This is a genomic window from Planosporangium spinosum (assembly GCF_049999945.1).
Lineage (GTDB): Bacteria > Actinomycetota > Actinomycetes > Mycobacteriales > Micromonosporaceae > Planosporangium > Planosporangium spinosum.
On record NZ_JBLYUB010000018.1, the window covers coordinates 16,780 to 43,476 of the forward strand.

At 70.8% G+C, this 26,697-nt stretch carries 32 protein-coding genes and 1 tRNA gene; 18 read left to right on the top strand and 15 right to left on the bottom strand.

Annotated features, from left to right (window positions below):
* Positions 1-326: 326 nt before the first annotated feature.
* From ACNTMW_RS22630 to ACNTMW_RS22640, 3 genes are all read left to right on the top strand, one after another.
* A complete protein-coding gene (locus ACNTMW_RS22630; protein ID WP_426635888.1) occupies positions 327-1,046 on the top strand; it encodes an IucA/IucC family C-terminal-domain containing protein in 720 nt (239 codons plus the stop codon).
* Between the two features lie 228 nt (positions 1,047-1,274).
* Positions 1,275-2,159, top strand: a complete 885-nt coding sequence (locus tag ACNTMW_RS22635) for an MEDS domain-containing protein (protein ID WP_426635750.1) — start codon at positions 1,275-1,277, stop codon at positions 2,157-2,159.
* On the top strand, positions 2,156-3,076 hold the full coding sequence (locus tag ACNTMW_RS22640) for an anti-sigma factor RsbA family regulatory protein (RefSeq protein ID WP_426635752.1): 921 nt from the start codon (positions 2,156-2,158) through the stop codon (positions 3,074-3,076). Before ACNTMW_RS22635 ends, ACNTMW_RS22640 begins: the two co-directional genes overlap by 4 nt.
* Before the next feature lie 49 nt (positions 3,077-3,125).
* Here ACNTMW_RS22640 and ACNTMW_RS22645 read toward each other — a convergent pair whose 3' ends face one another.
* The gene (locus ACNTMW_RS22645) at positions 3,126-4,940 is read right to left on the bottom strand and encodes a DUF6541 family protein (RefSeq protein ID WP_426635754.1); all 1,815 of its coding nucleotides are present in this window, start codon (positions 4,938-4,940) and stop codon (positions 3,126-3,128) included.
* Positions 4,941-5,043: 103 nt separating this feature from the next.
* On the opposite strand from ACNTMW_RS22645, the gene ACNTMW_RS22650 reads away from it, so the two are divergent.
* The 4 genes from ACNTMW_RS22650 to ACNTMW_RS22665 all read left to right on the top strand — a co-directional run bounded on the left by ACNTMW_RS22650 (position 5,044) and on the right by ACNTMW_RS22665 (position 7,990).
* Positions 5,044-6,024: a DUF2267 domain-containing protein gene (locus ACNTMW_RS22650; RefSeq protein WP_426635755.1), complete on the top strand. Its 981-nt coding sequence runs from the start codon at positions 5,044-5,046 to the stop codon at positions 6,022-6,024.
* Between the two features lie 310 nt (positions 6,025-6,334).
* Positions 6,335-6,859, top strand: a complete 525-nt coding sequence (locus ACNTMW_RS22655) for a hypothetical protein (protein ID WP_426635757.1) — start codon at positions 6,335-6,337, stop codon at positions 6,857-6,859.
* Between the two features lie 156 nt (positions 6,860-7,015).
* Positions 7,016-7,369, top strand: coding sequence for a hypothetical protein (locus tag ACNTMW_RS22660; protein ID WP_426635759.1), 354 nt, complete (start codon positions 7,016-7,018; stop codon positions 7,367-7,369).
* A gap of 84 nt (positions 7,370-7,453) precedes the next feature.
* Positions 7,454-7,990 carry a DUF4352 domain-containing protein gene (locus ACNTMW_RS22665; RefSeq protein ID WP_426635761.1) on the top strand — a complete coding sequence of 179 codons (537 nt, stop codon included), beginning with the start codon at positions 7,454-7,456 and terminating at the stop codon, positions 7,988-7,990.
* Positions 7,991-8,155: 165 nt separating this feature from the next.
* Here the strand turns inward: ACNTMW_RS22665 and ACNTMW_RS22670 are convergent, their stop codons facing one another.
* Positions 8,156-8,407 (bottom strand): MerR family DNA-binding protein, encoded by a 252-nt coding sequence (locus ACNTMW_RS22670; RefSeq protein ID WP_426635762.1) that lies wholly within the window; start codon positions 8,405-8,407, stop codon positions 8,156-8,158.
* Positions 8,408-8,515: 108 nt separating this feature from the next.
* A complete protein-coding gene (locus tag ACNTMW_RS22675) occupies positions 8,516-8,998 on the bottom strand; it encodes an OsmC family protein (protein ID WP_426635763.1) in 483 nt (160 codons plus the stop codon).
* Between the two features lie 156 nt (positions 8,999-9,154).
* Here ACNTMW_RS22675 and ACNTMW_RS22680 point away from each other — a divergent pair, with 156 nt between their 5' ends.
* Positions 9,155-9,562, top strand: coding sequence for a DUF3224 domain-containing protein (locus ACNTMW_RS22680; RefSeq protein ID WP_426635765.1), 408 nt, complete (start codon positions 9,155-9,157; stop codon positions 9,560-9,562).
* An 86-nt stretch (positions 9,563-9,648) separates the two neighbouring features.
* Here the strand turns inward: ACNTMW_RS22680 and ACNTMW_RS22685 are convergent, their stop codons facing one another.
* The 3 genes from ACNTMW_RS22685 to ACNTMW_RS22695 form a co-directional block, all read right to left on the bottom strand.
* On the bottom strand, positions 9,649-10,383 hold the full coding sequence (locus ACNTMW_RS22685) for a YcnI family protein (RefSeq protein WP_426635766.1): 735 nt from the start codon (positions 10,381-10,383) through the stop codon (positions 9,649-9,651).
* Positions 10,384-10,480: 97 nt separating this feature from the next.
* Positions 10,481-11,680, bottom strand: coding sequence for a hypothetical protein (locus tag ACNTMW_RS22690; protein WP_426635767.1), 1,200 nt, complete (start codon positions 11,678-11,680; stop codon positions 10,481-10,483).
* A gap of 775 nt (positions 11,681-12,455) precedes the next feature.
* Positions 12,456-13,412: an ATP-binding protein gene (locus tag ACNTMW_RS22695; RefSeq protein WP_426635768.1), complete on the bottom strand. Its 957-nt coding sequence runs from the start codon at positions 13,410-13,412 to the stop codon at positions 12,456-12,458.
* A gap of 256 nt (positions 13,413-13,668) precedes the next feature.
* Between ACNTMW_RS22695 and ACNTMW_RS22700 the strand changes: the two genes are divergently transcribed.
* The 3 genes from ACNTMW_RS22700 to ACNTMW_RS22710 all read left to right on the top strand — a co-directional run bounded on the left by ACNTMW_RS22700 (position 13,669) and on the right by ACNTMW_RS22710 (position 15,806).
* The gene (locus tag ACNTMW_RS22700) at positions 13,669-13,848 is read left to right on the top strand and encodes a hypothetical protein (RefSeq protein ID WP_426635769.1); all 180 of its coding nucleotides are present in this window, start codon (positions 13,669-13,671) and stop codon (positions 13,846-13,848) included.
* A 99-nt stretch (positions 13,849-13,947) separates the two neighbouring features.
* Positions 13,948-14,463, top strand: coding sequence for a SigE family RNA polymerase sigma factor (locus ACNTMW_RS22705; RefSeq protein ID WP_426635771.1), 516 nt, complete (start codon positions 13,948-13,950; stop codon positions 14,461-14,463).
* The gene (locus ACNTMW_RS22710) at positions 14,460-15,806 is read left to right on the top strand and encodes a hypothetical protein (RefSeq protein WP_426635773.1); all 1,347 of its coding nucleotides are present in this window, start codon (positions 14,460-14,462) and stop codon (positions 15,804-15,806) included. The genes ACNTMW_RS22705 and ACNTMW_RS22710 overlap by 4 nt, the downstream gene beginning before the upstream one ends.
* Before the next feature lie 14 nt (positions 15,807-15,820).
* On the opposite strand, the gene ACNTMW_RS22715 is transcribed toward ACNTMW_RS22710, so the two are convergent.
* Positions 15,821-16,519 (bottom strand): TetR/AcrR family transcriptional regulator, encoded by a 699-nt coding sequence (locus tag ACNTMW_RS22715; RefSeq protein ID WP_426635775.1) that lies wholly within the window; start codon positions 16,517-16,519, stop codon positions 15,821-15,823.
* A gap of 171 nt (positions 16,520-16,690) precedes the next feature.
* On the opposite strand from ACNTMW_RS22715, the gene ACNTMW_RS22720 reads away from it, so the two are divergent.
* Both ACNTMW_RS22720 and ACNTMW_RS22725 read left to right on the top strand, forming a co-directional pair.
* Positions 16,691-17,368, top strand: a complete 678-nt coding sequence (locus ACNTMW_RS22720) for a DUF2306 domain-containing protein (RefSeq protein ID WP_426635889.1) — start codon at positions 16,691-16,693, stop codon at positions 17,366-17,368.
* Complete coding sequence (locus ACNTMW_RS22725) at positions 17,365-17,604, top strand: hypothetical protein (RefSeq protein WP_426635776.1); 240 nt, start codon at positions 17,365-17,367, stop codon at positions 17,602-17,604. Before ACNTMW_RS22720 ends, ACNTMW_RS22725 begins: the two co-directional genes overlap by 4 nt.
* Before the next feature lie 325 nt (positions 17,605-17,929).
* Here ACNTMW_RS22725 and ACNTMW_RS22730 read toward each other — a convergent pair whose 3' ends face one another.
* Positions 17,930-18,172, bottom strand: coding sequence for a winged helix-turn-helix domain-containing protein (locus ACNTMW_RS22730; protein WP_426635778.1), 243 nt, complete (start codon positions 18,170-18,172; stop codon positions 17,930-17,932).
* Positions 18,173-18,429: 257 nt separating this feature from the next.
* On the opposite strand from ACNTMW_RS22730, the gene ACNTMW_RS22735 reads away from it, so the two are divergent.
* Together ACNTMW_RS22735 and ACNTMW_RS22740 are read left to right on the top strand one after the other, a co-directional pair.
* Positions 18,430-18,690 carry a hypothetical protein gene (locus tag ACNTMW_RS22735; protein WP_426635779.1) on the top strand — a complete coding sequence of 87 codons (261 nt, stop codon included), beginning with the start codon at positions 18,430-18,432 and terminating at the stop codon, positions 18,688-18,690.
* 166 nt (positions 18,691-18,856) lie between these two features.
* On the top strand, positions 18,857-19,204 hold the full coding sequence (locus ACNTMW_RS22740; RefSeq protein WP_426635781.1) for a hypothetical protein: 348 nt from the start codon (positions 18,857-18,859) through the stop codon (positions 19,202-19,204).
* A 164-nt stretch (positions 19,205-19,368) separates the two neighbouring features.
* Here the strand turns inward: ACNTMW_RS22740 and ACNTMW_RS22745 are convergent, their stop codons facing one another.
* From ACNTMW_RS22745 to ACNTMW_RS22755, 3 genes are all read right to left on the bottom strand, one after another.
* The gene (locus tag ACNTMW_RS22745) at positions 19,369-19,845 is read right to left on the bottom strand and encodes a hypothetical protein (protein WP_426635782.1); all 477 of its coding nucleotides are present in this window, start codon (positions 19,843-19,845) and stop codon (positions 19,369-19,371) included.
* A 180-nt stretch (positions 19,846-20,025) separates the two neighbouring features.
* Positions 20,026-20,289 (bottom strand): hypothetical protein, encoded by a 264-nt coding sequence (locus ACNTMW_RS22750; RefSeq protein WP_426635784.1) that lies wholly within the window; start codon positions 20,287-20,289, stop codon positions 20,026-20,028.
* A 107-nt stretch (positions 20,290-20,396) separates the two neighbouring features.
* Positions 20,397-20,486, bottom strand: a tRNA-Ser gene (locus ACNTMW_RS22755).
* 228 nt (positions 20,487-20,714) lie between these two features.
* Here ACNTMW_RS22755 and ACNTMW_RS22760 point away from each other — a divergent pair.
* Complete coding sequence (locus ACNTMW_RS22760) at positions 20,715-21,692, top strand: NAD(P)H-quinone oxidoreductase (protein ID WP_426635786.1); 978 nt, start codon at positions 20,715-20,717, stop codon at positions 21,690-21,692.
* 3 nt (positions 21,693-21,695) lie between these two features.
* Here ACNTMW_RS22760 and soxR read toward each other — a convergent pair whose 3' ends face one another.
* The gene (soxR, locus tag ACNTMW_RS22765) at positions 21,696-22,136 is read right to left on the bottom strand and encodes a redox-sensitive transcriptional activator SoxR (protein ID WP_426635787.1); all 441 of its coding nucleotides are present in this window, start codon (positions 22,134-22,136) and stop codon (positions 21,696-21,698) included.
* 88 nt (positions 22,137-22,224) lie between these two features.
* Between soxR and ACNTMW_RS22770 the strand changes: the two genes are divergently transcribed.
* Complete coding sequence (locus ACNTMW_RS22770; protein WP_426635890.1) at positions 22,225-22,890, top strand: transketolase; 666 nt, start codon at positions 22,225-22,227, stop codon at positions 22,888-22,890.
* Positions 22,891-22,894: 4 nt separating this feature from the next.
* Entirely contained in the window at positions 22,895-23,773 is an 879-nt protein-coding gene (locus tag ACNTMW_RS22775) for a transketolase family protein (RefSeq protein WP_426635789.1), read from the top strand.
* Between the two features lie 24 nt (positions 23,774-23,797).
* On the opposite strand, the gene ACNTMW_RS22780 is transcribed toward ACNTMW_RS22775, so the two are convergent.
* The 3 genes from ACNTMW_RS22780 to ACNTMW_RS22790 all read right to left on the bottom strand — a co-directional run bounded on the left by ACNTMW_RS22780 (position 23,798) and on the right by ACNTMW_RS22790 (position 26,427).
* Positions 23,798-24,769, bottom strand: coding sequence for a hypothetical protein (locus tag ACNTMW_RS22780; RefSeq protein ID WP_426635791.1), 972 nt, complete (start codon positions 24,767-24,769; stop codon positions 23,798-23,800).
* A gap of 290 nt (positions 24,770-25,059) precedes the next feature.
* A complete protein-coding gene (locus tag ACNTMW_RS22785; protein ID WP_167923941.1) occupies positions 25,060-25,269 on the bottom strand; it encodes a BldC family transcriptional regulator in 210 nt (69 codons plus the stop codon).
* Positions 25,270-25,587: 318 nt separating this feature from the next.
* A complete protein-coding gene (locus ACNTMW_RS22790; RefSeq protein WP_426635793.1) occupies positions 25,588-26,427 on the bottom strand; it encodes a DUF8083 family protein in 840 nt (279 codons plus the stop codon).
* Positions 26,428-26,697: the final 270 nt, after the last annotated feature.

The following is a 26,697-nucleotide window of genomic DNA, read 5'->3' on the forward strand; positions in this document are numbered from 1 at the left end:
AGTCTGTTTCCGGTCTGCTCAGTGTCTCCCGCACGACAGCGCTTCCGGTCACGGCGACGCAATGCTGACAGACTGGTTGACAGATAACTGTCAGTCGATGGATGATCGACCGTCGGTCAACTTCCTGTCCGCTTCCCCACATCGTTGGTTAGGCTTGCCTAATCCGCGCTATGGTGGGCGCTTGATTGCGCCGCCAGGGGGTAAGTGAGCACGGTGACAGGCAGAAGCGAGCACGGCCGACGGCCGCGTGGCGGTGGCCGGTGACGGCGGCCATCAGCCCGGCCGTGGCCTCGTCGCTGGCCCCGGTGCTGGACGCGCTGACCGCAATGACCGGTCGCTACCCGGTGCACGGCCTGGCCCCCGGCCTCTACGTCACCGACACCACGGGCTGGACCCCGGCGACGGAGATCGTCCACGGGGCGGCCTTCGACGACCTGCTCGACGCCGCCCAGCGGCGCTGGGACGCGACCCCGCACGTCGCCGCCGCCCTGGCCTGGAAGTACTACTCGTACTGGACCGCGCTGCCGGCGCTGCTCGGCTACGCCACCGCCCGCCGCGTACCACTGTTGGAGCCGGACAAGGTCCTGGTCCGGTACGCCGACCGCCAGCCCTTCCTGCGCGCCGGCCTGACCGACCCGGGACTGGCGGTACTGCCGACCGATCCGCTCGCCGCGCTCGACCAGCCCGGCATCCGGGTGGTCCGGGACGAGCCGGCGCTGCTCGACGCCCTGCGCTCCAGCCTGATCGACGCCCACCTGGCACCGGTCGTCGACCGGTTGCACGCACGGACCCGCCTGGGCACCCGTACCCTGTGGGGTTCGCTGGCGTCGGGCGTCGCCCACGCCATCTCCCGCGCGGCGGACGTCGTCCCAGGCTCGACCCTGGAGGTCGTGAACGCCCTCCTCACCGGCCTCGACCTGAACGGCCTCGTGGACCTGACCCCGGGCCCGGCCGGCCGACTTCAGGTCCGCCGGCGCACCTGTTGCCTGGCCTTCACCCTGCCGGAAGCCAGGATCTGCACCGGCTGCGTGATCACGACCCCCTGACGGGCCGTGTGATCACCCCTTCCGGACGGGCCGTGTGATCACGATCCTTGGCGGGCGTGCCGCCGAGGCCACGACCTCCCACCGGCTCACGACACCCCGGAAAGTCCTGGTACCCGCATCGGGCGCCGTTTATCCGCGAAGATCAGGCGGGTATCCCATCCCCGACCGGCGGGCCGGCCACCGGTCGCCGGTAGGTTGACCATCGCGCCCCCGGGCGAGGAGGTGAACGTGGCCCACGCCAGCAGGACCAGGCAGGTCCGGAAGGTACGCATGGGTGACCACCTGTGCCTGCCGTTCTCCAACGACGACGAACGGCGCGAGGTGCTGACCACGTACATCGTCGACGGCCTGTCCCGTGGCGAACGGGTCATCTACTACGCCGACCATACGGCGCCGGACGTGATCGGCTCCTGGCTGGCGGAGAGCGGAATCGAAATAGACCGCATGGTCGACGAGGGTCGGTTGAAGATCCATCCGATCGGCGCCGCCCCGCACGCCGGCGGCCGGTTCGAACCCGACACCGTGATCACGACCCTGTGGGTGGAGATCCGCCAGGCGCGCGACGCCGGCTACCCGGGGCTCCGGGTCAGCCGCGAGATGACCTCCGACCTGTGCCCGATCGTCGACGAGCGGGCACTCCTGGAGTACGAGCACCGCCTGTCGACGGTGTGCCGTTCCCGGGAGCTCGCCGCGATCTGCCAGTACGACCAGCGGCTGGTCGACGAGACGGCGATCGGCGGCCTGATCGGCTGCCATCCCGAGGTGGTGCAGATCGATCCGCTGCACGACGACCACCGGCTGCGCATCACCCCCACGTACGCCCCGCGCGGGTTGCGGGTGGCGGGCACGGTTGACGTGGTGACCGTCGGTGCGTTCACGACCACGCTGCACCGGGCTACCGGCTGGCCGGAGCCGGACATCCGCGTCGATCTGGGAGAGCTGGAATTTATCGACGTCGCCGGGGTACGAGCGATCGTGCACACCGCCGCGGGCCTCGCTCCCGGGCGACGCTTGATCATCGAGCGACTGGCGCCTGGTTTACGTAAAGTGTTCGGAATCGTCGGTTGGGACCGTACATCCGGCCTGTGCTTTGCCGAGGAGGTGGACCTGTGACCGGCTCCTCCTTGATCCACCAGGCGCTCATCTACCACGACGCCCAGCAGTTCCTGGCCGCGGTCCTGCCCTTCATCGAGGAGGGCCTGAACCGCGGCGAACCCGTCCTCGCGGTCACCACCGAGACCAACAGCGTCCTGCTGCGTGGGGAGCTGGGCCGGGCGGCCGCGCAGGTCCAGTTCGTCGAACCCGCGCGGTGGTACGACGCCCCCGGCCGCACGATAGCCGCCTGTCACCGGTACGTGCAGGAACGCCGGAGCGGGCAGGAACGGGTACGCGTCATCGGCGAGCCGGTGTGGAACGGCTGGAGCCCGCTCGAGACGTCCGGATGGAAGCGGTTCGAAGCCGGCCTCAACGTCGCCCTCGCCGCAGCCCCGGCGTGGATGATCTGCTCGTACGACGAGCGCCTGCTCGCCCCGGACGTCCTCGCCGACGCCCGGCGCACCCACCCGCAGCTCAGCGACGGCAAGGAGAGCCCCGACTACGGCGACCCCGCCGAGCTGTGCACCCAGTGGCAGCCGGAGCTGCCGTTCCCACCCGCCGGCTCCTACGCGGCGCTCGCCTTCGACGGCGACCCGGCGCCGGTACGCCGGTTCGTCGTCGCCCAGGCGACCCGGCTCGGCGTACCGCCCGGACGCCTCGACGACCTGATCCTCGCCGTCAACGAGGTGGCGACGAACGCGATCCGCCATGGTGCGGGCGGTGGGCAGGTACGGATCTGGCGCGACGAGCGGTACCTGCTGTGCGAGGTGTTCGACCGGGGCCGGGCCACGAAGGGCCTGTTCGGTCTGGTGCCGCCCAGCCCGGACAGCGAGGGTGGGCACGGGTTGTGGATCACCCGCCAGTTGTGTGACCTCGTCGAGATCCGCTCCGACCCGCACGGCACGACGGTCCGCCTGTACATCCGCTGCGCCTGACCCGCGCCGGGCGGAACGGCTGGGCCGGCCCCCGCGCCGGGCGGAACGGCTAGGCCGGCACCTGCCAGACCCAGGTGTCCTGGACGTGTTGACCGGGGCCGAGGAGCTGCTCGGCGAGGTCGTGCAGGACAGGGGCGTTCGGCGCGTCCTCGGGGAGCAGCAGGACGGTCGTGTGCCAGGAACGCAACTGCGCGAGGCAGTACGCCCGCTCCTGCTCGCTCAGGACGACGGGGGTGTCCCGCTTCTCGGCGAGCACGGTCCGCGCGAAGTGCCCGCCGGGGCCGAAGACGGCCTCCTTGTCGTCGCGCGCCGGGTCCGGGCCCAGGAAGTACCCGCCCACGAGCTTGAAGGGCAGGCCCTGCTCGGTCTGCCACCGCATCCCGTCGAGGTCGCTGCTCCAGCCGAACGGCAGCAGGCCGACCGTGCCGCCCGCGGGTACGTGGTCGCGCCAGGCACCACTGGTGAAGAACCGGGGGGTGGGTCCCCGATCGGACACGGTCAACGGCTTCGGGGCGATCGGCACGAGCGCCACCAGGAGCGCCGCGACGCCCAGTACCCGCAGCGGGGTCCAGAACCGGGGCCCGGCGCCGTCGACCATGAGCCGCTCGACGAAGAGCGTCAGCAGGAGGCCCACGATCGGGATGACGACCAGCGACAGCCTGGTCGGCACGACGGTGTCGAACGGCGGCACCTTCGCGAGCCAGTACCACGGCCCGATGGTCGTCGTCCGCTCGCCGCCGACGACGACGTAGCGCCCGAGCGACAGCACCATGAACACCGCCCCGGTCAGCGCGAGCGCCCGCACCGCCGCGCTGCGCCACAGCCAGACGACGATCATGACGACCAGGACGGCCAGGCCCCAGCCGTAGAACGTGTTCTGCTCGGCCACCCCCTGCGCCAGGTGCTCGGCGCCGGCCCTGGTACCGGCGAGCGACTGCTGGGCGTAACCGACGTACGAGGCCAGGTCGGTGTTGTAGTCGAGCACCCAGCCGGGCAGGCCGTGGTAGCTCTGCCGGCCGAAGAACTGCCGGTACAGCGGGTAGGCGATCAGCACCGAGACGACCCCGGTGGTCACCCCGAGGCTCACCAGGCAACGGCCGAGTACCGGCCTGACCACGTCGCGCCGCTGCGCCCAGTACGCGAGAACGAAGACCCCGAGGGCGAGCGCGGTGAGGAGCAGGATCTCCTCGTTGATGAAGATCTGGTACGTGACGAGCCCGGCCAGCAGCAGCCCGGTGCGTACCGGGTGCTCGGGCTGTCGCATGCCCAGCACCACGGCCACGATGAACGGCAGCACGAACTGGGCGACGATGTTCGGGTGCCCGGTGCCCTGGCCGATCATGCCGGGCGCGAAGGCGCAGAACGCCCCGCCCACGAACGCCGCCGCCCGGGACGTGACCACCCGCCGGGACAGCAGGTGGTACCAGGCCAGGGCGGTGCCGAAGAACGCGCCGGTCAACATGATCCGGAACGCCACCTGCGGACCGAACAGCGCGGTCACCGGCGCCAGCGGCAGCGTCAGTCCCCACGTCGAGGTGTTCGCCATCAGGTTGACCCCGAACGGCGCGTTGAGGACGTCGGTGAAGAACGGGTCTGCCAGGTGCCGCACCGTGCGTACCGCGTTGGTCAGCATCCATTCGAACTGGATCTGGTCCTGCCGGTTCTCCCGCAGGATCGCGCCACCCCGGTGCAGCCAGAGCCCGGCGGTGACCCCGAAGGCCAGCAGCAGGTACGCCACGGCGGCGAGCTGGTCACCGCGGCGGGCGTCGCGGGTCCGAGGGGAGACCGGGTGACCTGCGGGGGCGAGCGTCGTCGCGGCGGCGCCGTGCGGTTCGCTGACGCGGGTGGCGTGGTCGGTCGTCATGGGAGGCCCAGTCTACGGAAGCCGGACAGGGATCGCTCCGAGCAATTGTGGGCGGTGGTCGGCGCCAAGGGTTAGGGCGACGGGCACTGGGAAGCTTTCCGCCATGGGCGGCAAGCAGATGGAAGGCGACAACCAGCGCCGCCGGGCGCTCGCCCGGCGCGCCCGCGAGGAAGGTCGGGCCCCCAGTGAGGCCGGGGTGACCCTGGGCTCCTCCAAGCAGGTAGAGCACACCGAACACGCACACCGGGCCGGTCCCCCGCCGGCCGGTACGCACAAGCCGACACCTCACCGGCCCGTCCCGGGGCCGCCGCCACGATCCGGTCCACCGTGGCCGAAGTGGCATCCGCAAGCGGCCGGCGTGACCAACAGCCCGGGTTGGATCCGGTACCGCGATCTGATCAACGAGGTGAGCCGCCGCGCCGACCTGGACTTCGACCACGCGCGCCTGGCCGCCGAGGCGACCACCACGGTACTCGCCCGCGCGTTGGAGGAGTCCGACCGGCGGCAGTTCCTGGACGGCGTACCGACCGAACTGCACGACGACTACGCAATCAACGTCCCCTACGCCCCGCTGGACCTGAACGGGTTCCTGATCCAGGTCGGCACGATCGTGCATCGCGAACGCGACCAGGCCCGGTACCAGGTCCAGGCGGTCCTGAGCACGATGGCCGATCAGGACCACGACCTGATCGCGGCCTTGGACCTGCCGGACTACGTCCATCCGCTCCTCGCTCCGCCACCGATCGGGGGCGGGCTGGTCGCCGGCCCGACCGAACAGCCGCCTCCGCTCACCGACGAGGAGCTGCGCGAGGCCCTGTCCACGTTGCCACTGTGGTCGGGGGACCGCCGGGCACTGATCCGCGAGATCGTCCTGCCGGCGGAGAACCTCGACCGGGTCCTGCACCGGCTGATCCAACTGCGCGAGGACGTGGGGCGCGTGCCGCACATCGGCCGGCGCGGGCCGAACACCGCCACCCTGGTCGTGCGTACCACCAGCGTCGACGCGGTCACCAGGCTGGACGTCGAACTGGCTTACGCGGTCGACGACGCCATCGTCGAGGCCGGCGCCGGCATGGCGTCCTGATGCGAACGCCGCCCGGTTCGGCACCTCCTGCCGGCGCCGCCCGGTTTAAGTCCCGCCGCGTTGGTCAGTGGTACCCCGCGACGGTAGCCGTACGGCAGCGACGGTAACGGTACGGCGGCAGCCGGCAGCCGTACCGCCGCGCAGCACCTGGTTCCGCCTTCCGTGCACCGCCCGGTGGACCCACCGGGTCAGCTATCCCACCCCGGCCCGCAACGGGCCACCCCGCGGACACCTGCCGTCCCGCGGACGCTCGGACGATCCCACCAGGAATGACAACCCACCCAGGGGCGTAGATCCGGAAGGGAAAATCATGACGTCAGCCACCAAGCAGGACGAGGCGCGTGAGGCCAGAGAGCAGCAGGAGCACGGTGACGGGCAGCGCATGATCGAACCCCTCCTGATGGCCGCGATGATGGCCCACCAGCGGGAGGAGCACATCAACGACGTCAACCCGCTGATGCTGGCGATGATGGCCCGCTGGCGTGAGGAGCGCACCGAGGAGATCCAGCCGGTCGTCCTCGCGATGCTGGCCCGCCAGCGGGAGGAGCGCAGCGGCGTCATCAATCCGGTCGTCCTCGCGATGCTGGCGCAGCACCATGCCGCCGACCCCAGCGAGGAGATCCACCCCGTCGCCCTCGCCATGATGGCCCACCACCACGGTGAGGAGCGCGGCAGCGTCATCAACCCGATCGCCCTGGCGATGATGGCCCGGGGCCGGGACGAGCCCGGCACCATGGTCACACCGCTGATGCTGGCCATGATGGCCCGGGGGCACGAGCGCCGTGCCGACGTCGTCAACCCGATCGCCTTCGCGATGATGGCCAACCGCCGCTAGCGCGGCCACGGCCGGGGGCCGCCGGCGCGGTGCTGGCCGACCGCCGCCAGGTAGCGGCAGCGACAGACATGTCCGTGGATTTCATTGGCGTGGCTCTCCGGTTCGCCGGCGCCGCCCGGCGGCCGGAGGGCACCGCAACAGACCGGGAGGTTCACCATGGCGGACCGGTCCGACACCGACTCGGTGGAACCGCTACTCGAGGAACTGATCAAGGAGATCATGACCGGCACGGGCTCGGACCCCAGAGACGGCGCCCACCACGAGGAAACGATCACCGCGGCGCTCACGGAGGCGGCGGCGGTGTCGCTGACCCGTACCCTGACCCAGGCGTCCGACTTCGAGAAGGTACTCCTGGTCGGGGCGCTCGCCCCGGCACTCGCCGACGCCCTCGCCCCGCCACTGGCGAAGGCGCTCGCCCCGGAGATCGCCAACGCTCTCAGTCAGCTGGCCACGCAGGCAGCGGTACCCGCGGAGCAGGCCGAGGGCCGCGGCACCGGCGGTAGGCGCTGATCCGGTCATGGGGTTGCCGGCGCTTGGAGACCCGCCGCGGACCGCGACCGTCTGGCGGGTGCGGCGTCGGGTACCGGCCGGCTGGTGCTCGTCATCGGCGCCGTCCTGGCCGGACTGTGCTGCGTGGGTGGCCTGGTGGCCGCTGCCGTGAAGGGGGCCGGGGACGCCCGGCTCACTTCGGCCGTCGCGGACACCGACCCGCCGCCGACCCGCGCGCAGGCGCACGCCCGGCTCGGCCAACCCGCCCGCGACGGGCAGTTCGAGTTCACCGTACGATCGATGGCGTGCGATCGCCCGACGGTCGGTGACCAGCTCTTCCACAAGGCCGCGCAGGGCAGGTTCTGTCTGGTCACCGTGGACGTCAGGAACGTCGGTACCCGCCCGCGCTCGCTCAGCGGCGGCAACCAGATCGCCACCGGGCCGGGCCGGGTGGCGTACCGCAACGACGTGCTGGCGGAGCTGTACGCCAACCGGAACACGAAGACGTTCTACGAGAACATCAGCCCGGGTAACTCGGTGACCGGCACGCTGGTGTTCGACATCCCCACCGGCGCCAGGATCACGGCGCTGGAACTGCACGACTCGCGGTTCTCGCGGGGCGTGACCGTCGACGTCGGCTGAGCGCCGACCCCGCGCCCGCCCCCGCACCCGCCCCCGCGCCCGAGGTCCGCACCCGCACCCGCACCCGAGGTCCGCGCAATGTCGCACTCATTGCTGCTATCCGCACGGCGGATGCCGCAAAGTTCGCGACATTGCGTGGATCTTGGGGTGGGTGGCCGTGGCCGGCTACCCGCCCCACCCCGGCGGGAGCAGTGCGGCCCGGTGGCGCTGCAACTCGGCCAGTTCCGATGGCTCGGCCGTACCGCCGAGCCCGGCGAGAACGCCGAGCAGCATGCGGCGCAATCGCTGCGCCACCTCGATCCGCTCATCCACCTGCGCCAACTGCCGCTGCAGCAGCCCACGCGGATCCGCGCCGCGGCCGTCCAACACCTGGCCGACCTCGGCCAGGGACAGGCCGAACCCGCGCAGCGCCGCCATCCCGACCCGGATGCGGGTCGGTCCACTGCTTCCGCACGCCTGCCCGCTGCTTCCGCGTTCACGACAGCGACGCTATGACCTCACACCGTGACAGGTGCAAGCCGACGATCAGGCCGGCGCACCCTGGACCGCGACGATCGGCTCGTGGCGTACCGGGAAGTTGACGGAGCCGGCGATGAAACAGACCCGGTGGGCGTCCTCGTGCAGTGCCGTCGCCCGTTCCACCATGTCCGGCGACGTCACGGTGACCCGGGGCCGCAGGGCCACCTCGGTGAAGTGGCCGCCACCGTCGGCGGTCTCGGCCATCACCCCGCGCGGGGTGTCGGTGTACCCCGTCACCACCACCCCGGCCACGGCGCACACGTGCAGGTACGCCAGCATGTGGCACTGCGACAGCGCCGCGACGAGGAGCTGTTCCGGGTTCCACCGGTCCGGATCGCCGCGGAACGTCGGGTCCGACGAGCCCGGCAGCGGCGGCGGCCCGGCGGCGGTGACCTCGTGCGCCCGGCTGTACCCCCGGTAGCTCGCGGTGCCGGTACCCCGGTCGCCCGTCCAGGTGACGGTCAGCTCGTACGTGTGTGTCCTCGGCACCGGTCACTCCTTACGTCCACACCGGAAGGCATCCCCGAGGAAAGCTACCCTCCGGTACCGCCGACCGGCTTGCCATCCTGCGCTCCCGCCGGGGCAGGCACCGGGTGATCGGTTGTCCGGCCACCCACGGCCGGGCCGCCTGGATACGATCGGCCGATGAGAGCTGCCGGAACGTTCAGGGTCAATGCCTTCGTGCCGACCGACGTGGCGCCGGATCCGGCCGTACCGACCGGTCTTCCCGTGGGCGTCGCGACGATCGAGAAGCACTTCGAGGGTGCGGTCGACGGTCGTTCGACGGCCCTGTTCACCTCGGCGTTCGACCAGGCGAGGGGCGTCGGCACCTACGTCGCCATGGAGTCCTTCGAAGGCTCGCTGAACGGCCGGACCGGCGCTTTCACCTTCGCGCACTCTGCGACGACCACCGGCAGCGACCGTACCGCCGAGTTCTGCACCATCGTGCCCTCGAGCGGCACCGGTGAGCTGACCGGCATCTCCGGCACCGGTGGGATCGCGGTCGATGCCGACGGCACCCACCGGATCTGGTTCGACTACGAGATCGACTGAGGCCACGGAGGTCGGCTGAGGCCGCGCCACCTCGGTTGAGGACGCGCCACCTCGGTTGAGGACGCGCCACCTCGGTTGAGGACGCGTTACCCGGCGTCGGCGGCGGCCGGGTCGGTCCGGCGTACCGCGCGGAGGATGAGCCAGCCGTCGAGGCCGAGCCCGGCCGCCAGGCCGACGAGCAGGCCGGCGCCGAGGATCCCGTACATGCCGCCGCCGCTCCTGCTCGACTGGGCCACCGGTACGGCGTCGGCGCCCTGTGCGTCGCCGCCCTCGTGGTTGTGGCTGCCCGCGGCGGCCGGATCGTCGATCAGGGTGACGACCGGCGCCCGGTGCCCGGGTTGGTCGGCCCAGCGCACGACGGTGCCGTCGGAGTACGTCTGGACGATCGTGAACGCGACCCGGTCGGTGTCCGGCATCGGGCCGAGCGAGACCCTGAGCTGGTCGGGCGTGCTCGGGTCGGCCGGCGGGCCACCCACCCGGATCCAGGTGACGGTGGCCGTGACCTCGGTACTCTGCGTTCCGTGGATCAGCTCGACGGGATGGTCGAGCGTGCGCATGGTGGACGAGGGTGCCCAGTTGTCGACGGACATCGGGTAGATCTCGGCGATCGGCGTCGCCTCCGGCGCCACCAGTTCGACCTTCGTCGTGTACGCGCCCGGCCGTTCCTCCGGGACCTGGAAGGCCAGCTCGGCCGGGCCGCCGCGGGGCGCCTGGGACGGGGTCACGGTGACGTCCGCCGCGGCGGCGGGCGCCGCGAGGGCAACCGATCCGACCACGGCGGCGCCGAGCACCACCAGCACGGTACGCCAGTTGCCGTTCATGGACCGCTCCTCTTTCATGCCGGTGGCGTCTTTCATGCCGGTGGCGTCGGGGTACGGGCCCACCCAGTCCCGTACCCCGACGCCAGGTCTGCGCCCGTCAGTTGACGTTGATGCGAACCACGTCGAAGGCGGGCTGCTGGTTGGCGCGCTGCATCATCGGCAGGCGGTGGCTACCGTCACCGGCCCACGACGCGCACTGGGCGATGCCCTTCTGCGGCAGGCCCGGGACCTGGATCACGATCTGGTCCGCCTGGGCGCCACCAGCGTTGTCCTCGGTCGCGACGAAGAACGCCGGGGCCGGCGCCGGGTCGGGCGCGACGTCGGTGCTGTCGAGCATCCGGCACGAGGTGTGGAAGTGACCGCGGACGAGACCCTGCGCGTTCAGCTTCGACATCTCCACGTAGTAGCCGCCCTGGCCGGCGGCGAGGAACCGGTCGCGGATCAGGTTGCGGGTGCTGACCCGGATGGTGAAGGGCTGGTTGACCCCCACCTGCTGGGGCGCCTGCGTGATCAGCAGCGACGGGTTCTTCGCGGCATCGCCGACCTCACCCATTTCGGTGTCGACGCACCGGTTGCCGTTCTGGAAACCGTCGTGCAGCTGCAGGTTGCTGCCGCCCCGGCAACGGTCGGCGAGGATGTTCAGGTTGTTACCGCCGTTGTTGCCGCCGTTGTTGTTGCCGGTGTTGCCGCCGTTGTTGTTGCCGCCGGTGTTGCCGCCGTTGGCACCACCGTTGTTGCCGCCGTTGTTGCTGGGCTGGCTGACGGTGCACTTGGCCAGCTGGTCCAGGCCGGTCGGCTTGGCCGCGACCCGGCCGATGGCCGTCGCGATGCGGTTGATCGTGGCCGTACGCTTGCTGGCCAGCGGACCCAGGATCGAGTTGTTGACGAAGTTCGCCCCGCCCTGGCCCTTACTCGCGGCCAGTTGCTTGTTGGCATCGGCGATCTGCGTCTCGAGCTGGGCCAGGTTCTGGTCCACCTCGGCCTTCGCCGCCGCCGGTACGGCCGGCAGCTTGTCGGCGACCGTCGGACAGTCCACCGTCTGCCCGGCGCCCGAGGGGGAGGACGACGGGGTGCTGCCCGGGCAGCCCGGCTTGGGCCGCTGGCCGTCACCCCAGTGCTGGCGGACGGTGCGCCCGTTCTGCTGGGTGGTGGTGACGTCCTGGCCGTTGGGGGCGGTCGGGCCGGGAGCGACGGGACCGCACTGGGTGTTGGCCACCGGGCGGAAGCGCTGCGACTTCGCCGAGGACACCTGCTGCACGGTGACGAGGGCGCCGAACACCACGAGGACGGTGGCCACTGCGGCGATCCGCCTGTTTCTACTGCCGCGGGGACGTCCGCGCCGTTGTGCCGACCGATTCATGAGTGGCTACCTTCTCCTTCACGTCCGGGGCGGCGCGGTGGCGTCGTCCGTACGGGCTACGGGGCACTCGCACGTTGTCCGGTCCGGTGCCGGCATGCGCCCACTCTCATCTGCGACGAGTCCACACCGCAGCTTTCGGGGATTGACGTTAAAAGCGGCCTCGGATATCCGTCAAGCGCACCGAGGAAGAATTAAAGTTCCAAAGAGTCTCTTAATCGAGACTTATATTTCTCACTGTCCGGCACCCCGGCTAAATTCGCCTCGTCCAGCCCGGACATCTCCATCGCCCCGACCAAAGTCCCAGCTCAGAGCGGGTATAGCGCCACGTACCCGATCGACAGCGATGCGCAACCAGAAACAATTGAACAACCACAACGACGATCGCACAGGGCTCCGGTAGTGCCAGTCGACAATGACGACCGGAAATACACCTACACCATTGTCGTACCTTTTTCGCGACGATAACGCCGGACCGGCGACGGACACCGGAAAACGCAGCCGGGCAGGCGTCACCGACAGACCCGGAACGCCGGTCGACCCGCAGGTCAGCCGGTCGCCGGCGCCTGTCCGTTCTCCCGTCCGACGGCACGCGTGCCGGTTCCACCCGGTCAGGACGTGCGGATGCGCCTCCCATCGGTCACGTCAGTCGTCACGCCGTGCGGTAGTACGGGCGATCGACCCCTACGGTTCAACGCCGTACCGACGGACGCGGTCAGGACGGGTCGGAGCCGTTCCCGCGGTAGCGGTGCCCGCCGGGGGTACGGTCGACCGCCTCCGGCCCGAGCAGCACGGTGATCCGGCACTCGGGGTCGCCGACGGCGATCCGCTCGTCGAGCAGGATCGCCGCCCGGCCGTGGTTGCGGGCGGCGATGCCGCCGAAGACGCTGGAGGTCATGCGGCACAGGCCCGGAGCGTGCCGGACCGTGGGGCCGAACGGGCAGCGCCGGTTACCCAGCACGATCCGGTCGTCGCTGAGGCTGATGACGTAGAAGTCGCCGCCGATGGCGGCCTTGAGGCGCACGTAGCAGTCGGCGATCTGCTCCGGGGTGAGCCGGCCGGTGACGGCCCGGGCGCGGCGGTACTCGTCTTCCATCTGCCCGCCCACGGTCGCACCGACCCGGGCGATGGACTCCTCGTCGGCCAGCGGGCCGTGCATGTCGTTGACCGCCCGGGACAGCTCCACCACGAGAGCGCGCAGGAACGGCTCCCGGGTGAACCCGTCCGGGCCCGCCTCCTCGCCGGCCGGCAGCGCGTTCACCCGCCGCCGGGGCGGGTCGAACGAGTCCTCCTTGCGGCGGGTGACCGCCAGCGTGGCCCGTACCCGCTTGCCACCGCCCCGCTTGGCCACCAGCTCCAGATCCCGGGCCAACCGGGAAACCAGCCACAGGCCGCGGCCGCGCAGGCTGGTGGCCTCGGGCCGGGACGGATCCAGGGTGAACGACACCCCCAGGTCATGCACGGTGAGCACCGGCTGCGCCGCGGTCCAGTCGAGGCTGACCCAGATCGGACCACCGGCGTGCTCCACCGCGTTGCCGATCAGTTCGGAGACGACCACCTCCGCGTCGTCCACGTCGGCGGGGTCGGCAGCGTGCCGGCGCAGGAACGCGCCCACCTCGATGCGCAGTTCGCTGGCCGCGGTCGCGGTCGGGGGTTCGACAAGCCAGTCCATGACGTCAGCCCTTCGGCGGCGGGAGAAAAGCCGGCCGCCGGCGCGACGGTACCACCGCCAACCCCCGGATCAGTAAGGCCGAACGTCACAGTGGCTCCGTTCGAACGCCGATCGACCTGCGGAAACGCGCCGGCGAGATGGCCCGGCGGTGAATGCCCGGTAGCGGGCCGGATTTCCGCCGTACGGCCACTGATCAGTTTCATCGACGTGGTCCTATTCTCATCGGATTCGACCGTGATCGTGGGAAGGTTCGACGTTGGAGCAGGAAAGCAGCAGCGCATACCAGATCGGCCACCTCATCGGGACGTTCGGGGCGGCGCTCTGCTGCCTCGCCGTGGTCGCCGGAGTGGTCGTCGGAGTGGTCAAGCTCGTCAATCGCCGGAAGCCGCCGGCGCCGCACCAGGACCCGCCGCCAGCACCGCACCAGGACGCATAGCTGCCGGTACCGCTCCTGGTCGGTGGTGCGGCGGGCCCCGCGCAGCCTGCCACCCCTCCAACCCGGTCGTTGCGGGCGTGTAGTGAGGAGGAGGTGCGGATGGACGTGGAGCAGTCCTTCGACGCGTACGTGCGGTCGCGTGGAGCCTCGCTGTTCCGGACCGCCTACGTGCTCACCGGCGACCACCATCTCGCCGAGGATCTGGTGCAGGAGGCGCTGCTCCGCCTGGCCGGCCGGTGGCGCCAGGTCGCGTCCGCCGGTGATCCGGACGCCTACGTCCGCCGCACCCTCTACCACCAGCACGTCTCCTGGTGGCGCCGGCGCCGGCGCGGGGTCACCGAGGTGAAGGTCGAACCGCCACAGGTGGCGGCGCTGGACGCCAGCGGCGACGTGCCGTCCGCCCTCGCGGTGTGGGACGCGCTCGCGCGGCTCGCCCCGCGGCAGCGCGCGGTGCTGGTCCTGCGGTACTACGAGGATCTCAGCGAGGCGCAGACGGCCGCGATCCTGGGCGTGCGGGTCGGCACGGTGAAGAGCCAGGTACGTGACGCGCTGGCCAGACTGCGGGTACTCGCGCCGGAACTGTCCGACCGGATCGATCTGGAGGTGACGCCGTGACCGAACGTACGTTGGCCGAGGCGCTGCGGACGGTCGCGGACGAGGTCCCCGTACCGCCGCTCCCCACCGACCTGTGGCGGCGCGGCCGGCGCAGGCACCGCCGGCGGATCGCGGCGGCGCTCACCGCCACGGCGACGCTCGCGGTCGTCGTGGCGGTGCCGCTGACCTGGCTGGGGCCGGCCCCGGAGCGGGTCGAGCCAGCGGAGCCTCCGGGCGCCGCACCCTCCGTGGTGTACCCGCCGATGCCCTGGCAGCGCACCGTCCAGCAGGCGCCGGCCGGCCGCGCCGCGCTGATCGTCAGCGGCGAGGGCGCGTTCCGCGGCAGCGACCTGTTCGGGTACGAGGGCCGCACCGTCGTGGTGAGCCGAGCCGGCCGGTACCGGCTGGTCAACGGCGCCCACGAGGGCGAGGTCGGCGACGAGTTCCAACTGTCCCCCGACGGCCGGTACCTCGCCGCGCCGGGGCCGGTCGACGGCACCGACGGGTTGGGTTGGGACGCCACGTCGCTGGTGGACCTGACCACGGGTCGGGTGCGGGGGTACCCGGGCGGCATACCGGTCGCCTGGGCCCCGGACGGGCGGCATCTCCTGATCCAGGGCTTCCAGCACGGACCACTGGCGATGCTGGACATCGGGTCCGGCGCGGTGCGCCGCCTGGACGCCACCGGCATCCCCGAGGTACGGGGGCGGTTCACCGCGTTCGCCCCCGACGGTGGCCGCGTCGTGGTCGGCGTCGGCGGAAGCCTGTACGTCGCGGACGTGGCGACGGGTACCACCCGCAAGCTGGTGGACCTGGGACGCCGGTACCGGCTCGCCGGACCGGGTGCGTGGACCGCCGACGGGCGGATCGCGGTCTGGGAGGCGGTAGCCGGCTGCGAGGACGACTGTGAACTTCCGTACCCGGGTACGGGCGAGTTCCGGCTGCGTTTCCTGGACGCCGGGTCGGGGGCGGACGTTGCGGGTACCGGGCTCGACCAGGTACGGGGCCAGTTCCCGCGCCTGCTCGGCTGGCAGCGTGACGGGGATGCGGTCGTCGAGACGTACCGGCCCGCGCCGCCGCAGGCATCCGCGCCCGCAGCGGCCAGCCTGGAGGTCGTCGCGCTGCGCCCGGGCGGGGGACGGGCCGTGCTGGTCCGGCTACCGGCGGACGCCCACCACGTCGACGTCGCCCGGGACCTGCTGGCGGAGGGCCGGTTCGGGGGTGCTCCCCCGTCGACCGGCGACCGGCTGAGCGACTGGCTGGGCGGCCTGGCCGGCCGGCTCGCCGTACTGGCGGCCATCGTGGCCGGTGTCGTCGGGGTCGTGGTGCTGCGGCGAAGGATCCGCGACCGGCGTGGATCCTGAGCCAGCCGGGCGGGTCAGGACCGGTCGCTGGACGTCCACCCCTTCCGGTGGAGCCTTTCGAACCCGTCGAGCAGCAGGTCGAGCGCGAACTCGAACTCGAACTGGTCGTCACAGCCCTGGCCCACGACCGACCCGTCGTCGTGGGCGGCGTCCATGGCAATCTCCGCGATGTGGGGATACCTGCCTGCCATCTCGCGGAACGCGGCCGCCTGCAGCTCCGGGTCGGCCGGCAGCGGTGAGCCGGGAAACAGTTCCTGGGTGAACCCCCATACGCGACTGCCGAGAGCGTGCATCACGTGGTGGGCGAGGTTGATGGAGAAGCCGCCGGCCCGGAACATGCCGACGACCGAGTTCAGGTAGTCCAGGACGACCGGGGTGGGGGCGGGGCGGGACTCGATGACGCGCGACGCCCAGGGGTGGCGCAACAGCGTGCGTCGGGCCGAGAGGATGCGCTGGCGGATCGCGGACTTCCAGTCGGCACCGCCGACCGGCGGGTCGATCTCACCGACGACGACGTCGACCATGCCGTCGAGGAGTTGTTCCTTGTTGGCTACGTGCTTGTAGAGCGCCATCGGCACGACGCCCAGTTCGTGGGCGAGGGTGCGCATGCTCAGCGAGTCGATCCCGGCGTCGTCGGCGAGCGCGACGGCGGCACGCAGCACGCGGTCGCGGTTGAGGGGGGCTCGGCGCGCACCGTCGACCTGCTGGGCCATCTCGACCGCCTTCCTTTGGTGCAGTTGCCGACCGTACCCGCTCTTGACGGTGTACGGCGTACACCCTACTCTGATCGCAAGAGGTGTACGCCGTACACCCATCCGGCCGCCGGACGACCGGAACGACGAAGGGAGCCCGCCGTGACCTCCTCCACCAGGCGAGAGTGGCTAGTGCCCGCCGGGCTGATCCTGCTCAGCGCCGTCCCGGTGCTCGCCGGCGCCGCCCGGGCCGCCCAGCTCACCGGCGGCGCCACCGTCACACCGGACAACGCCCGGTTCTTCGCCTCGCCGGTACCCGTACTGGTGCACATCGTCAGCGTCACCCTGTACGCGCTCCTCGGGGCGTTCCAGTTCGCCCCCGGCTTCCGGCGCCGCAGACCCGGCTGGCACCGCATGGCCGGGCGATTGCTGGTTCCCTGCGGGCTCGCCGCGGCGCTGTCGGGCCTGTGGATGACGCTGTTCTATCCCCGCCCGCCCGCCGACGACGTACTGCTCACCCCGATGCGGCTCGTCTTCGGCGCAGGGATGGTCGGCTGCATCGTCCTCGGCGTCGCCGCGATCCGGCGCCGGGACATCGCCCGCCACCGCGCCTGGATGGCCCGCGGCTACGCGATCGGCCTCGGCGCGGGTACCCAGGTCCTGACCCACCTGCCCTGGATGCTGCTGGTCGGCCAACCGCGCGGGCTCGGCCGGGCACTGATGATGCTCGCCGGCTGGGTGATCAACCTCGCGGTGGTCGAATGGGCGCTCCGCAAGCGGCCGACCAGGCCGACCCGGACCCCCGGGGGCGACACCGGCGCTCGCGTTGGCGTTCTTGCCACAAGCTCGAGGACTGCAATCCGGACGTGACTGATGCCTCCATCGGTACCGACGCCGCCGAACGGACCATCACGATCTCGCTGCTGGTCTTCGCGGACAACGAGGTAGCAGGCCTCCAGAGAGCCCTCGCCGTCATCCGATCGACCGTCCATGCCGCGGGTGCCGCCACCCCATTCTGGCCAACCGCGGACGACTTCGTTGACGGTGACGTCGAGTACCGACCGCCACAGATTCAGATGGAACGCGCCACCACCCTGGTGGCATGACACTCCCACCACCGAACTGAACGCGGCCCCGGCTCTCACCCTGAGTCGGGGCCGCAGCATGTCCCCCCTGTTGTGACGAGGCCGCAGGCATAGCCGCGCCACCGCTGCACAACGATGCAAGCGGGGTCACCCAAGAGACGGTCTCTGCCCGCCATCAGGAGATGCCTCGGCGGGCCGATGCCCGAGATGCCAGGTGAGACGCCAGCCGGCACACCTCTCCCGCCATCGATCCGCCCCCTCCCAGAGGGGCGATACCGAGACGGCCCACCGTACTTGCACAGGTGAGCAAGGGAACCTTCGATCTCGAAGGGCGTCTCCGTGTCGCCTACTTCGGGAAGAGCATCCACGTATTCGGTTCGGAGACGAAGATGCCCTTGCCCTGGTGCCGGTAGATGAGCAGGCGGGCCTCCAGTCGGACCATCACGAGCTGGATGGTGGTGCTACCGACGTTGAACATCTTCTGCAGTTCCGACAGAGACGGCAGCTTGGAGTGGGGCGCTCGCTTTCCCGATCTGATGGCTTCCTCCAACTCGTCAGCGATGCGTACATAGTCAGGCGTGATCGGCATGGAGTCGTCCTCTTCCTGCGTGGCAACTCCATCTGATCACCTGTGCCGCTGCGCGCTCAAGCTTCATGCGCCGCTCGCATTGACTCTTCCTAGTGTCACGTATAAGTTGCAACTGAGCCTCTTCCTGCGTGGCAGCCGGTAGAGGTTTCGCTCCGGAGTTGCTCCGCAAGTGCAAGTCCCGGCGGGGAGCTGCGCCACTGAGCCGCTCCCCGTCGGAGGCACCCCCGACCCCGACCCCACGGCGACGGAGGCCTGAGTTGGTCAGCGAAGTGGATGAGATCGAGTACCCGGTACCTGCACAGCCGACCAACGAGGACATCGAGTACGCACAGAAGGCCGTCATCATCCACCAGGGTGAGCAGTGGCCCACGGGGACGCTGTGCGTCAACTGCCACGCCCCCTGGCCCTGCGCACTGAACCGCTGGGGCCGCACGGTGCTCACGTCTGTCGGCTGCGGCGAGGCGGATGTCGTCGGCCTGATCCGCCGCGCCAGGCACGGGATCGTCCCTTGGTCGTAACCCGACTTCGGGTTCCACGTACCGGAGCGCGGCGGCCGTAGGACCCCAGCCCTTCCCCGCCCTCGGCCGTCGCGCTCCCCACCACGGCGGGAGGAATCGCGTTGCCAAATCCGTACATCGAGGGATACCGGTCCGCCCTGCACAGCAAGCACCAGCGGAGGTGGTCGTGGAGAAGGTTCCGCACAACATGCCGGTGTGGCGAGCGATGGCCGTGCGCGATCCTGACAGCCCTTTTGGCCGACTGCCCCGGGCACTGGCCCGGGTGAACGTCCACGTCCCCATCCGGCCCAACTGGGTGTGCGCCGGCTGCGGGGCACCCTGGCCGTGCGAGACGCGCCGCAACCAACTGCTCGCCGAGTTCGACGGCACTCCGGTCTCGCTCGGCCTGCTGATGGGCGGCTACTTCGTGGACTGCTGCGCGGACCTGCCGAACCGCGCGGTGGGCGAGTTGTACGGACGGTTTCTCGGCTGGCTCAAGGAACAGCCCGAGCCGCACGAGGACCAGGAGCCGTAGCACACCAATCTTGGAGAGTTAGGCACCAATATTGGTGCCCAACTTTCCAAGATCTACGAGGAACCGGGCTGCAACACTGTCGTAGACGCTCGGCATGGCCCCTCCGATACCGGCACGGTGTTCCGCCTGGCCGGACGACTCGCCTCAGGATCCCGACCCGATCCTCAGCTGGCCCCGCAGGCAGCCTTGAACTGCGTGACGGCGGTGTCCAGGGCCGCCTTACTCGGCGCTTCCTTCGGGGCCGTCACGTACTTGTCGGCGAGGTCCGACATGGCGGTCGCCACCTGCTTCGCGGCGTCGCTGACCTTGGTGCTCGCGGTGATCATGTGCGCGTAGACCGCCGCGGCGCCGGCGGAGTACTGAGCACTGACGGCGGAGTGTCCAGCCGGAGGTCCGATCTTCTCCGCCTCGGCGACCTTCGCCATGGTGGTCTCGATGTCACCGCTGATCTCGCTGCACGCGGTCTTGGTGCCGGCGTCCGTGGCCGGAGTGCCGCTCGTGGCGGTCGATTGCGCGGTGGCCGCCGCGTTGCCGCCGCCCGCCTTCGCGGAGTCGCCCGCCGAATCGTTGCCGTCGGTGCATCCGGCCACAACTACCGCCGTGATGGCCAAGCCGAGCAGCCCAAACCGAACTGGTCGCATGATTTCCTCCCCAGGTGTCTCTGCGATCGCTGCCGCAACTTACCAGATCAACGACGGACGTGAATCTCGATGCCGTCTCCGGGTCGCCCGTTGCCGGCCTCGAACGTTGGAGGTCCACGCCGACCGCACCGGCCGCCGGGACAGAACGCCACGGCCGCGCGCCGAGGCCGCGCTACCGACTCAGGACATCGACGAAGGGGGCTGACCCAGTAGACGCAGGCGTTGCTCCACAGCGCGCTCAACCTGGTGGCGGGCGTAACCGCGTAGCCGCTGCCTGAACCGCGTACTCCGCAGCGCTTCGCGGGCCGATGCCCGCAACGTCTCGCTCCCGGAGGAGAGGGCGTCATCCGCTTGAGAAAGCAGCTGGTCGACCTGCGCCATGTCGTAGCCACGCAGCGCGATCATGAAATCCGACACCACGGAAGCCAACGTATCGAACAACATCAAACGGTAGGTTGCTGCGACCGCACCACGGGGCCGGTCGACCGCGAACGACGAAGCCCCTCCGACAGGCGTTCGCGCTGGCCGGAGGGGCTTTTCCCTGACCGTTGCGGAGGGCGTGGGATTCGAACCCACGAGGACGGGGATACCGCCCTAGCGGTTTTCAAGACCGCCGCCATCGGCCACTAGGCGAGCCCTCCTGAACCGCGACGACACCCACCCGCGCCACCTCGGCAAGGTCGGCACGCAGGGGATGTCCCGCAGCGGACGCGATCCCGGCCGCAGGCCGGGTCGGTGTCCGCCACTAGTCTGCCAGATCCCACCGGCCGGCTGAGCCCGGCCGGTGATCTCCGCCGCGCCACGGCGCCACGCCGGAGACGGTGGACTCGCTGCGCGGGGCGGACCGGGCAGGGGATAACGTCACCAGGGTGTACGCGGTGACGATCACTGAGCCGGGCGGTCCCGAGGTCCTCCAGTGGACCGAGGTACCCGATCCCGAGCCGCAGCCGGGTGAGGTCCTGATCAACGTGACGGCCACGGCCGTCAACCGCGCGGACGTGATGCAGCGCCAGGGCCTCTACCCGCCGCCGCCCGGCGCCCCGCCGTACCCGGGGCTGGAGTGCTCCGGCACGGTCGAGGCGGTCGCCGACGGCGTCGAGGGCTGGAAGCCCGGCGACGAGGTGTGCGCACTGCTCGGCGGCGGCGGGTACGCGCAGAAGGTGGCCGTCCCGGCCTCTCAACTGCTGCCCCGGCCACGGACGGTGAGCCTGGTCGAGGCGGCGGCGCTGCCCGAGGTCTCCTGCACGGTCTGGTCGAACGTGACCGACCTGGCGCACCTGCGCGCCGGTGAGACGTTCCTGGTGCACGGTGGCGGCAGCGGCATCGGTACGTTCGCCATCCAGTACACGAAGGCGCTGGGCGCGAGGGTGGTCACCACGGCCCGCCAGCCCAAGCACGACACGCTCAGGGAACTGGGCGCCGACGTCACGATCGACTACTCGACGCAGGACTTCGCGGAGCTCCTGAAGAACCAGGTCGACGTCATCCTCGACATCATCGGCGGGCCGTACCTGCCCGGGAACGTCCGGGCGCTGGCCACCAACGGGCGGCTGGTCGTGATCGCCAACCAGGGCGGCCGCAAGGGCGAGCTGGATCTCGGTCTGCTGCTCGCGAAGCGGGGCAGCGTCGCGGCCACGACGCTGCGGGCCCGGCCGATCGAGGAGAAGGCCGCGATCGTACGGGGCGTGCACCAGCAGGTGTGGCCGCTGGTCGAGGACGGCCGGATCCGCCCGATCGTCGACCGTACGCTGCCGATGTCGCAGGCCGCCGAGGCGCACCGGCTGCTCGAGTCCAGCGCGCACCTCGGCAAGATCGTGCTGGTCAACCCCGAGGTAGCAGGAGCCTGACCGTCAGACCCGGCGCAGCACCCGGACCGGGCCCGGCCCCTGGTCGGCCAGTTCGTCGCCGTGGTTGTACAGCCCGCAGGTCTTCATCGACAGGCAGCCGCAGCCGATGCAGCCGTCGAGCCGGTCGCGGAGCCGCTCCAGCATCGCTATCCGGTCATCGAGGTGGCTGCGCCAGGTCCGCGAGAGGCGGGTCCAGTCGGCCTTGGTCGGCGTACGCCGGTCGCCCAGCGACTCCAGCGCCGCGCCGATCTCCTCCAGCGGTATGCCCACCTGTGCCGAGATCCGGATGAACGCGACCCGCCGCAGCGTCGACCGCTCGTAGCGGCGCTGGTTTCCGCTGGTCCGGGTGGACCAGATCAGGCCGAGGCGCTCGTAGTACCGCAGCGCGGAGGGTGCGACGCCGCTGCGTGCGGACAGCTCGCCGATCGTCAGCAGGTCGTGCATCACAGCCCCTTGAGTTGAAGTTAGCTTCAACTTGCAGTCTACGGACATGACCCTGACAACGACCCGTCCGGCCCGGCCGCCGGAACTGATGGCGGCCCTGCGCCGGCTGACCGGCGACGAGAAGCACGCGCCCGCGTCACTGTCCACGCTGGACGTCCTGTGGGTACTCTACGACCGCGTCCTCCGGGTGGACCCGGCCCGTCCCGACGCCCCGGACCGCGACCGGTTCCTGCTGTCCAAGGGGCACGGCCCGGCCGCCTACTACGCCGTACTCGCCACCAAGGGCTTCTTCCCCGCCGACTGGCTCGACGACCTGGCCGGTCGGGACAGCCACCTCGGCCACCACCCCGACCGCACCCTGGTACCCGGCGTGGAGATCGGCTCCGGCTCGCTCGGCCACGGCCTGGGCCTCGGCGTGGGCACCGCGCTCGGGCTGCGCGCCCAGGGCCTGACCTCGTCCCACGTGTACGTGCTGGTCGGCGACGCCGAACTCGACGAGGGCTCCAACCACGAGGCGATCGCGTACGCCGGCGCCACCGGGCTGGACAACCTGACCGCCGTCGTGATCGACAACCAGTCGGCGACCCACGGCTGGCCCGGCGGCATCGCGAGCCGCTTCACCGTCAACGGCTGGACCGCGACCACCGTGAACGGCCGCGACCACGACGGGATCGCCGCGGCGTTCGCGGGCGCGGCGACCGGACAGCCGCGGGTCGTCGTGGCCCGCGTCGAACCCAAGTACCAGGGAGCGTAGAGCCATGCGGGAGAGCTTCATCCGTACGACGGCCGCCCTGCTCGACGACGATCCGCGGACCGCCGTGGTGCTCGCCGACATCTCCGCCGACCGGTTCGTGGCGTCCGCGCGGCGGCACCCGGACCGGGTGATCAACGTCGGCATCCGGGAGCAGTTGATGCTCGGCGTGGCCGGCGGGCTGGCGCTGACCGGCCTGCGCCCGTACGTGCACTCGTACGCGCCGTTCCTGGTCGACCGGGCGTACGAGCAGATCAAGCTGGACCTCGACCACCAGCGTGTCGGGGCCGTCCTGGTCAGCGTCGGCGCCTCCTACGACGCCTCCGAGGTGGGGCGCACCCACCAGTCCCCCGGTGACGTGGCGCTGATCGACACGCTCGACGCCACCTGGACGGTGCACACGCCCGGCCACCCGGACGAGGTACCCGCGCTGCTGCGCGCGGCCGCCGCCCACGACGGCCCGGTGTACGTGCGGCTGTCGGCGCGCACGAACGGCACCGCCCACCCGGGCGCCGACCGGTTGACGGTCCTGCGCCGGGGTGCGCGGGCCTCGGTCGTCGCGGTCGGTCCGATGCTGGCGCCGGTGCTGGCCGCCACGGAGGGGCTGGACGTGACGGTGGCGTACACCCACACGCCCCGCCCGTTCGACACCGCCGGCCTTCGGGCGCTGCCCGGCACCGACGTCGTCCTCGTCGAGCCGTACCTCGCCGGCACCTCGGCGCGGCTCGTGGCGGACGCGCTGTCGGACGTACCCCATCGCCTGCTCAGCCTCGGCGTGGGCCGCACCGACCTGCGGCGCTACGGCTCGCCGGACGACCATGAACGCTGGCACGGCCTCGACCCGGCGGGCCTGCGGCGGTCGATCAGCGCGTTCCTCGGGCGGTAGCGGGGGCGCCGGCCGCCGGTGGTCTCACCTGGTCACCGGCGGCTTGGGCACGGTCACGTCGGCCGGCGTCTTCGCGCCGAACACCGTCGCGACGAGGTCGCTGACGGTGTGCACGCCGGTGTCGAGCGAACCGCCCGGCTGCTGGTCGAACATGACCACGACGGCGTACCGGTTGTCCACGCCGACGAAGCCGACGCTGTGCGTGACCCAGTGCTTGACCTTGTCGTCGGTCTCCAACGACCAACCGTTCGTCAGACCGGGCCGGTTCGGCTCGCCGGCGGCCGCCACTCCCCACCGCTGGGCCGCGCCACCGCGCCGCATCGCGGCCATCAGGTAGTCCCGATCGGCCGGGTCGGCCCGGTCGAGCACGTACGAGAGCAGGTGCAACAGGTCGTCCGGGACGCACGTCAGGTGGTTCCACCGCCGGGCCGCGCCGGCCGGGAACTCGAGCTTCGCCATGCCGTACTGCTGTTGGAACCACGGTACGAAGGCGTCCTTGCCGAACCGGTCCCACAGGGTGTCCGCGGCTGCGTCCGACGACGCCTCCAGCATGTCGGCGATGTTCTTGCGCGCTGCCGTGTCGAGCTTGACCTCGCCGGTGCGCGCGCGTTCGAGCAGGTTGGTCGCCATCGCGAGCTTGATGGTGGCCGAGGCCCAGGTGGGGCGGTCGGCCTCACCGGCCCGCCACTCGGCGCCGGTCGTACGGTCGCGCACGATCACCGCCAGATGCCCCTGGGCCTTCGTGACGAGATCCGCGGCGAGTTGGAAGCGCTGCTGCTGCGCGGCGTCGACGGGGGTGGCGCCCGGCGGGACGGTCGCCGGTGAGGCGGTGGTGTCGATCGGACCGCCGGGGATGCCGCGTCCGGTCGTTTCCCGGCCGGCCGGCGCCTGGGCGGACGCGGGCGACTCGTAGGTGTGCACGTACCTCACCGCGACGACCGCGGAGACCGTGAGCACGAGAACTCCGGCCGTGAGCATCAGGGGGCTGCGGCGCATCGCATCGTGGCTTTCTCACCCGTCGGCTTCTGACCCGTCAGCCGGGAATTCAGGAAACCAAGGTAACAGTTGACGGGCGCGCGCGCCGCAACCGTCGATGGCACGGGAGTAACGGGCGAGGGTCGCCGGGGTGGGTACCGGCCGCGGAGCGGGGGTGGAGGAGCCGGGAAGGGACCACCGACTCGGGGCGAAAGGGGATCGTGCGTTTCATGATCGGGGTGGCGAGACGGCTGCTACCGCAGTCGTCTCGCCACCCCGATCATGGCCGGGGCGCCGGCCCGGATGTTGCGTCAGTCGCCCACCCGCTGCGAAGGAATCTGTCCTTGCAGCAGGGCTCGGACCTCCGACTCTCGGTAGCGACGGTGGCCGCCCAACGTGCGGATCGCACTGAGCTTGCCAGCCTTCGCCCACCGGGTCACGGTCTTCGGGTCGACGCGGAACATCGACGCAACCTCCGCCGGTGTCAACAGCGGCTCGGGTTCATGCGTACGCGATGCCATCGGTCACTCCTCCACAGGTACCCCAATGACGTCGACCGGTGTCCCGCCGGCCGACGCGTTTCTCATGGTCCGGCTAGTCCCCGATGTCCGACATGGGCCGAACGGTTGAAGGTCTCTGTATAGATGGATGATGAATCGGCCAGTTTTTGCCCTTTTAACCGGATCCTAGAGCATAAACCGGACGTTTAGCTACCCGCAGTGACCTCTGAAACACGAAAATCGCTCGCGTTAGCGCCTCTTCAAAATTCACTCATTAGATAAAAAACACCGAAACGGGCAGCGCGTATGGTACAAGCGCCGTCCACCGACGACCCGACATCAGTTGCAGCGTTCGAGTAGCTGCACCGCTCGCCACCGCTCCACCAGGCGCTCATATGCCGAGGTGGCGGAGTCCGCCTCGCCCCTGCCGACAGCCGCGAGACCCGCGGCGACCAGTCCCGGTGAGTCGTCGTCGGCGAGCGCCTCGTCGGATAGCAGATTGACAAGGCCGCCGTAGTCCAACTCGACCACGGAGCGTGGATGGAACTCCTCGAGCCACCGCGCGGTCTCCTCGACCGCGGCCGTGATCGGGGCGTCGCCGAGCGACCGGCGCAGGACCGAGTGCGCCCGGTGCGCCCGCCGCCGCGCCTTGGAGATCTCCGTGCGGTACCGCAGCACCCGCCGCCCGGAGCGCAGGGTCAACTCGCGCTCCGACAGGTCGACGAAGACGAACCAGCGCAGCGGCACCCCCCAGGTCGCCACCTGCTCGTGCACCCGGGGAAGGCCGTGCTCCAGCACCCGCGAGCCGCTACGCCAGTCGTCGAGCACGCTCTTGGCCAACCCCGCGAACAGCGGCGGCACGAACGCGTCGGCCAGGACGCCCGGTACGCCGTCGCGGGCGGTCAGCGCGGCCTCCGCCACTCGTACCCGCAGGTTCCACGGACAGATCAGCAGCGTCTCGTCGGCTTCCAGCACGTACGCCTCGTCGGGCAGCTCCGGCAGCCGGGTCCAGCCCGCGCCGAGCGCCTCCAGCACGGTCGTACGCTGCCGCCCCGGTCCCTCGGCAGGCGCCACCGCCCGCCCTTCCTTGACGTAGCGTCGCCAGTACTCCTGGCGCTCGCGGTCGAAGGCGATCAACGGCTCGTACACCCGAAGGTACGACGCGAACAGTGACGGCACGTCGCGATCGTGCCACGTTTCGCCTCGATGGCGCACTTTCGCGGACGACGACCACCATCGACACGGAGCACCGGCCCGCTGATCGACGCGGGAGCACCCGGTTGATCCCGCGCTGACGCAGAGAAGTGCCCCGGTCACCCCGCGCTGGCACCGGCCGTGCGGCGGTGGTCCGTATGGCGGATGTTTGTTTGGTCATCGACGCCTCACGCGGTCGGCGCTACTAGGCTCAGGCTCGTGCCGGCACCATCCCCGCCGGCATCAGGTGCCGGC